Source organism: Mycobacterium sp. UM_Kg1 (assembly GCF_000972925.1).
Taxonomy (GTDB): Bacteria; Actinomycetota; Actinomycetes; order Mycobacteriales; family Mycobacteriaceae; genus Mycobacterium; species Mycobacterium hiberniae.
Window position 1 is genome coordinate 20,586 of sequence record NZ_JRMK01000049.1, and the last position, 6,506, is coordinate 27,091.

The window sequence follows — 6,506 nt, forward strand, 5'->3', positions numbered from 1 at the left end:
GCGGCACGCGCGGGGCCGCCGCGCCTAATCCACGCGGCCGCCCCACAGGGCGTTGCGCCACAGCGCCTCGAGCACCTCCACCCCACGACCCACATCCCCGTCCGAACCCAGGAACGCGCTGTCGCCGGACAGCATGTAGCCGGTGGTGGCCGCCAGGGTACGCACCAGCGCCGGAAGGTCCGTACTGATCGGATTCGCCGTCCCGGCGGCCATCTCGTCGGTGATCACAGCGACGATCTGATCGATCACCGCGTCGATCTGGGCGTCGAGCAACTCCCGGATCTCGGCGTCGCTGTTGCGCGCGATGTTGCACGCCGACATCACCGGGTCGTTGTGTGCGTAGACCGCTGCCGCACTGCCCACCATGCGCCGCGCGAACTCCGCCGGCGACTCGTCAGCGCCCCGCGGCGCGAAGTACTGCGTCAGCTCTTCGAGCTCATGTGTGGCCTCGGCGAGGATCTGCGCCAGTACCGCGTACTTGGAGTCGAAGTAGAAGTAGAACCCCGAGCGGGCCACCCCGGCCCGGTCGCTGATCGTGCTCACGGACAGTTCTGCGAAAGGTTTCTCCTCCAGCAGTTCCCGTACCGCCTGAACTATCGCCTGACGTTGCTTGTCACCCCGCCGCATCGGCTGATCGTCGGAAGACCGCCCGCCCACGTCATCCTCAGTGTTCACCTTTGCACCTTGCACCACGCCGCACCGGATTCAAACTTGACAGGCGTCAATTTTAATCTAAGGATGATGACCAAGTGACGGTTACCACAATTCCGTCCGGGCTGTTAAGGAGCGTTTGTGACCACGATCAGCACGCCGCGTTACCTGCTGGACCAGGCTAAGCGTCGCTTCGTCCCCACAGTCAACACCATCCCCGGGATGGGGTTGCTGGAAAAGCGGCTGATGAGCGTCGACTGGCCGCAGAAAACGTTGGCGACTCCCCCGGCGGGCAGCGGCCTCAAGCCCATCGTCGGCGACTCCGGTCTGCCGCTGCTGGGGCACATCGTCGAGATGTTCCGCCAGGGCCCGGACTTCCCGCTGCACCTGTACAACACGCGGGGGCCGATCACCTTCGCCGACTCGCCCATCCTGCCGTCGATCGTCGCGCTGGGACCGGACGCCACCCAGACGATCTTCACGAACAAGAACAAGGACTATTCGCAGAAGGGCTGGCTCCCGGTGATCGGGCCGTTCTTCAACCGCGGCCTGATGATGCTGGAGTTCGACGAGCACATGGCGCACCGGCGGATCATGCAGTCCGCCTTCACCCGACCCCGGCTGGCCAGCTACGTCGAGGACATCGACCGGGTGGCGTCGGCGATCGTGGCCGGCTGGCCCACCGACGACAACCGCTTCCTGGTGTACCCGGCCATGAAGGAACTGACCCTCGACGTCGCTTCGGTGGTGTTCATGGGCCACGAGCCGGGCAGCGATCACCAGCTGGTCACCAAGGTCAACCGCGCCTTCGAGCAGACCACCCGGGCCGGCGGCGCGATCATCCGCACCGGAGTGCCGCCGTTCAAATGGTGGCAGGGTCTGCAGGGCCGCAAGCTGCTCGAGGAGTACTTCGTCGAGCGGGTCAAGGAGCGCCGTAACGCCGAGGGCACCGACATGCTGACGGTGCTCTGTCACACCGCGGATGAGGACGGCAACAGCTTCTCCGACGAAGACATCGTCAACCACATGATCTTCCTGATGATGGCTGCTCACGACACCACCACCTCGACCGTGACCACCATGATCTACCACCTTGCCGCCCACCAGGACTGGCAGGACCGGGCTCGGGACGAATCGGCGCGGCATGGCGACGCGCCGCTGGACATCGAGGCCCTGGAAAAGCTGGAGACCCTCGACCTGGTGATGGACGAGTCGCTGCGGCTGGTGACCCCGCTGCCGTTCAACATGCGCCAAACCGTGCGCGACACCGACCTGCTGGGCTACTACGTGCCGGCGGGCACCAACGTGGTCACCTGGCCCGGGATGAACCACTGGCTGCCCGAGCTCTACACCAACCCGCGGCAGTTCGACCCCGAGCGGTTCCTCGAGCCGCGCTCGGAGCACAAGAAGCACCGCTACGCCTGGGCCCCGTTCGGTGGCGGTGCCCACAAGTGCATCGGGATGGTGTTCGGCCGCCTCGAGATCAAGACGGTGCTGCACCGGTTGCTGCGCCAGTACCGGATCGAGCTGGCCCACCCGGGCTACAAGCCGCGCTGGGACTACGGCGGCATGCCGCTGCCGATGGACGGGATGCCGATCGTCTTGCGCCGGCTCTGACGCTCCCGCCGTGCTGCTGGCGGCAGCTCAGGCCGCCGTCAGCAGCCGGTTGACGCACGTCACGACGGCGTCCACGGCCGAGCGCCCAGCGTCGGGTGCGAAGCCCACCGCCCAGGCCGCCGCTCGCCCGTCGGAGCCGTGGATGAACGTCACCGTGTCGCTGCCACACCCGAGCTGGTGAAATTCCAGGATCTCCAAGGTGATTCCGCGCTCGTACAGCATTTCGGTGAGCGCGGCCAGCGGGCCGTGCGCCGCCGCGGTACAGGTGCCGGTTCGGTCTCCCAGGGCGATCGTCGCCTGGTAGGTGCGGCCCCGCAGCCCCAGCCGTGCCGCGGGCCGGTCGGCGTCCAGGCAGCGCCACCGGCCCAGCCGCAGGGGTCCGGCGCAGCGACCATAGGTCGCCACGAAACCGTCCCAGCTGAGCTGGGCGGCCGGATCCTGCAGCTCACGCGGGAGCGGGGTCTGGAATTGGTCCGCAAAGGATGTGCTGGTCATGGTGCGGTCTTTTCTTCTCGGGAGAGCGACCGACGGGTAGTAGCTTTCCGACCCACAGCGGGGGTCGGTCTTGGATCAGACCCCGCTGCGGGTGCCGGCTACTACGAGAAGATGACGCATGATCACACCAGGCTAGTGGCCGCTGCGACCGGTGTGCAAGGGATTTATGGCCGACGCCCGGATCGGCTCAACTCAGAATGCGACGCGCCACGTTGGTGCTCACCAGATCCAGCAGTTCGTCGCCGCGACCGGCCAGGACGGTGCGGATCGCGTAGAGCGAAAACCCTTTGGCCTGTTCGGCGGTGATCACCGGCGGAATCGTCAACTCCTGGCGGGCGGTCACCACGTCGACCACAGCCGGACCGGCGTAGGCGAAGGCCTCGGCCAGTGCCGCCTCGAGGTGCCCCGGCTGCTCCACCCGCCGCCCGAACATGCCCAGTGCCGCGGCGACGGCGCTGAAATCCGGATTGGTCAACTCGGTGCCGAAAGTGACGATGCCGGCGGCCTTCATCTCCAGCTCGACGAAGTTCAGCGACGAGTTGTTGAACACGATCACCTTGACCGGCAAGCGATTCTGTATCAGCGTGAGCAGCTCACCGAACCCCATGGCCAGTCCCCCATCGCCGGCCAACGCGATCACCTGACGCTGTCTGTCCACGGACTGGGCGCCGATCGCATGCGGTAGCGCGCACGCCATGGTGCCGTGGTTGAACGACCCGATCAGCCGTCGCCGGCCGTTCATGGTGAGGTAGCGCGCTGCCCACACCACCGGCGAGCCGACGTCTACGGTGAACACCGCATCTTCTGCGGCAAGCCGATTAGCCACCGCGGCAACGTATTCGGGACGTATCGGGGTGCGGTCTCGATCGTTGGACGCCAGCGCGTCGAGTCGCCGGCGCGTCTTGCGGTAATGCTTGAGCGACTTCTCCAGGTGAGCGGAGTCGGTCTTGTCCACCAGCAGCGGCCGTAACGCGCTCACGGTGTCGGCTACCCGGCCACGTAGCCCGAGGTCGATCGGAGCACGCCGGCCGAGGTTGCGGCCACGGATATCGACTTGGATGATCTGCGCACGGTCGGGATAGAACTGCTGGTAGGGGAAGTCGGTGCCGAGCATCAGCAGCAAATCGGCTTCCCGGATCGCCTTGTAGCCGGAGGCGAATCCGAGCAGCCCGGTCATGCCGACGTCGTAGGGATTGTCGTATTCGATGTATTCCTTGCCGCGCAGGGCGTGCACTATCGGGGCCTGTAGCGTGCGCGCCAGCTCGATCACCTGGTCGTGGGCGCCGGCTACCCCGGCGCCGGCCAGAATGGTGACGTTGGCGGCGGAGTTGAGCATGGCCGCGGCCGCCCGAAGCCCCTGTTCGTCGGGGCGGCAGACCGATCCGGTGGGACGCACCGGGCGCGCCCCCCAGGCGGTCTCGTCGAGACGGTGGCCGAAGATCTCGCCCGGCACCACCACGACAGCGACACCGTTCTCCTCCACCGCCGCACGCATGGCCAACCCCAGGATCCGCGGCGCCTGCTCGGGTGTGCTGACCAACTCGCAGTAGACGCTGCAATCACGAAACAGGTTCTGCGGATGGGTTTCCTGGAAGTAGTCGGAGCCGACCTCGGCCAACGGGATATGGGCGGCGATCGCCAGCACCGGCACCCGGCTGCGCTGCGCGTCGAACAGCCCGTTGATCAGGTGCAGGTTGCCCGGTCCGCAACTGCCGGCGCATACCGAAAGCCGACCGCCAAGCGCCGCCTCCGCGGCTGCGGCGAAAGCAGCTGACTCCTCGTGGCGCACCTGTTCCCAGGCGACGTCGCCGGCCCGGCGGATCGCGTCGGTGAGCCCGTTGAGGCTGTCTCCGGGTATCCCGAAGATGCGCTGCACCCCGCTGCGTTTGAGAACCGCAATGACATGGTCTGCGACGGTTGCCATGTCCGTCCTCCTCAAGCGAGGGTGCGCCGGTGTGCGTGCCGAAGGGTGATACCCCCGGCACGCACACCGGCAACGCTACTTGATCAGCGGATCGCGGGGCATCCCCAAAATTCGCTCGGCGATCTGGTTGCGCGTCACCTCCGAGGTGCCGCCGGCGATCGCGATACCGCGCGCTCCCATCACCATCCGGCCGGCCAGCGCCCCCGGGCCGTCGTCGAGGGCCACATCGGGACCCAGCAACGCCGCTCCGATCGCCGCCCCGTCCCCCATGTGCTCGGCCAGCTTCAGCTTGGTCACGTTGCCCTCCGGGCCCGGCCCAGCGCCGGCGATGCTGCGCGCCACCCGGCGCAGATTCAGCAACCGCAGCGCGTGCTCGTCGGCGACGAACCGGCCGATCCGCACCTCCGCGTCGGCCACCGCATGCCGGTGCTGCTGGGCCAGGGCGATCAGCTGCTGGTCGATGCCCGCGGTGAAGCCGCCACCACCGCCGATGCTCACCCGCTCGTTGCCCAAGGTGGCGCGGGCCACCTTCCAGCCTTCGTTGACCTGGCCCACGACGTCCTCATCGGGGACGAAGACATCGTTGAAGAACACCTCGTTGAACTCCGAGCCGCCGGTGATCTGGCGCAGTGGCCGCACCTCGACACCGGGGGCGTGCATGTCGATGATCACCATGGTGATACCGGCGTGCTTGGGCACCTCGAAGTCGGTACGCACCGTGGCCAGGCCGCGCCGGCACAGGTGCGCCCCGGAGGTCCACACCTTCTGACCGGTGATCTTCCAACCGCCCTCGACCCGGGTCGCCTTGGTCTTGACCGCGGCGGCATCCGAGCCGGCACCGGGCTCGGAGAACAGCTGGCACCAGATCTCCTCCTGGCGCAGCGCCTTCTCCACGAATCGCTCGATCTGCCAATCGGTGCCCTGCTGGATCAGGGTCAGGATCACCCAACCGGTGATCGAGTAGTCGGGCCGCGTGATACCGGCGGCGCTGAACTCCTGCTCGATCACCAGCTGCTCGACGGCGTCGGCCGCTCTGCCCCACGGCTTGGGCCAGTGCGGCATCACGTAGCCGGTCGCGATCAGCCGATCCAGCTGTTCGTCGCCGCTCAGCGCTGCGATCTCAGCGGCGTCGGCCTGGATGCGGGTGCGCAGCTGCTCTGCCTCGGGCGGCAGGTCCAGGCTGTTGGACCGGGTGATGCCGGCTGCGGCGCTGTCGAAGACCGCCTGGGCCGGGGCATCGCCGCCGAACAGCGCCTGCACCGTCAGGGCGCGGCGCAGCTGCAGGTGGGCGTCGTGCTCCCAGGTGTATCCGATACCACCGTGCACCTGGATGTTGAGTTCGGCGTTGCGCACGTAGGCGGGGAACGCCAGCGTGGCGGCGACCGCAGCGGCCAGCCGGAAGGCGAACTCGTCCTCGCCGTCGGCGCGTGCGGCGTCCCAGACCGCGGCGGTCGCCGACTCCGCGGCGACCAGCATGTTGGCGCAATGGTGCTTGATCGCCTGGAAGGTGGCTATGGTGCGACCGAACTGCTCGCGCACCTTGGCGTACTCGACGGCCGAGTCGGTGCAGTCGCCCGCGCCGCCGACCGCCTCAGCGGCCAACAGCAGCCGGGCGCGCGCGAGCGCAGACTCGCGCCCGCCGGAGAGCGTGTCATCGGCACTGACCCCCACACCGGTCAGCGTCACCCGGCCCGACCGGCGGGTCGGGTCCAGGTTGCCCGGCACGTCGACGCTGACTCCCGCCCGGTCCCGCTCGAGCACCAGCACGTCCTCGCCGGCGGCGACCAGCAGCAGGTCGGCCAGGCCCGCGCCCAGCACC

5 protein-coding genes are annotated in these 6,506 nt (G+C 67.9%); 1 reads left to right on the plus strand and 4 read right to left on the minus strand.

The features are described 5' to 3' along the window. Positions 1-24: 24 nt before the first annotated feature. Complete coding sequence (locus tag LI92_RS09975) at positions 25-627, minus strand: TetR/AcrR family transcriptional regulator (protein WP_046318457.1); 603 nt, start codon at positions 625-627, stop codon at positions 25-27. A 165-nt stretch (positions 628-792) separates the two neighbouring features. Here LI92_RS09975 and LI92_RS09980 point away from each other — a divergent pair, with 165 nt between their 5' ends. Further along, entirely contained in the window at positions 793-2,268 is a 1,476-nt protein-coding gene (locus LI92_RS09980; protein WP_046318439.1) for a cytochrome P450, read from the plus strand. Between the two features lie 27 nt (positions 2,269-2,295). Here the strand turns inward: LI92_RS09980 and LI92_RS09985 are convergent, their stop codons facing one another. The 3 genes from LI92_RS09985 to LI92_RS09995 all read right to left on the minus strand — a co-directional run. Beyond that, complete coding sequence (locus tag LI92_RS09985; protein WP_046318442.1) at positions 2,296-2,763, minus strand: 2-isopropylmalate synthase; 468 nt, start codon at positions 2,761-2,763, stop codon at positions 2,296-2,298. Between the two features lie 187 nt (positions 2,764-2,950). Continuing rightward, positions 2,951-4,687, minus strand: coding sequence for a ubiquinone-dependent pyruvate dehydrogenase (gene poxB, locus LI92_RS09990; protein WP_046318445.1), 1,737 nt, complete (start codon positions 4,685-4,687; stop codon positions 2,951-2,953). Between the two features lie 75 nt (positions 4,688-4,762). Then, a partial coding sequence (locus LI92_RS09995; protein WP_046318448.1) for an acyl-CoA dehydrogenase family protein occupies positions 4,763-6,506 on the minus strand: 1,744 nt, incomplete at its 5' end.

Bases quoted from the DNA above. Each gene is read 5' to 3' on its own strand.
- LI92_RS09975 (WP_046318457.1), bottom strand. From the start codon at position 627: ATGCGGCGGGGTGACAAGCAACGTCAGGCGATAGTTCAGGCGGTACGG.
- LI92_RS09985 (WP_046318442.1), bottom strand. From the start codon at position 2,763: ATGACCAGCACATCCTTTGCGGACCAATTCCAGACCCCGCTCCCGCGT.
- poxB (WP_046318445.1), bottom strand. From the start codon at position 4,687: ATGGCAACCGTCGCAGACCATGTCATTGCGGTTCTCAAACGCAGCGGG.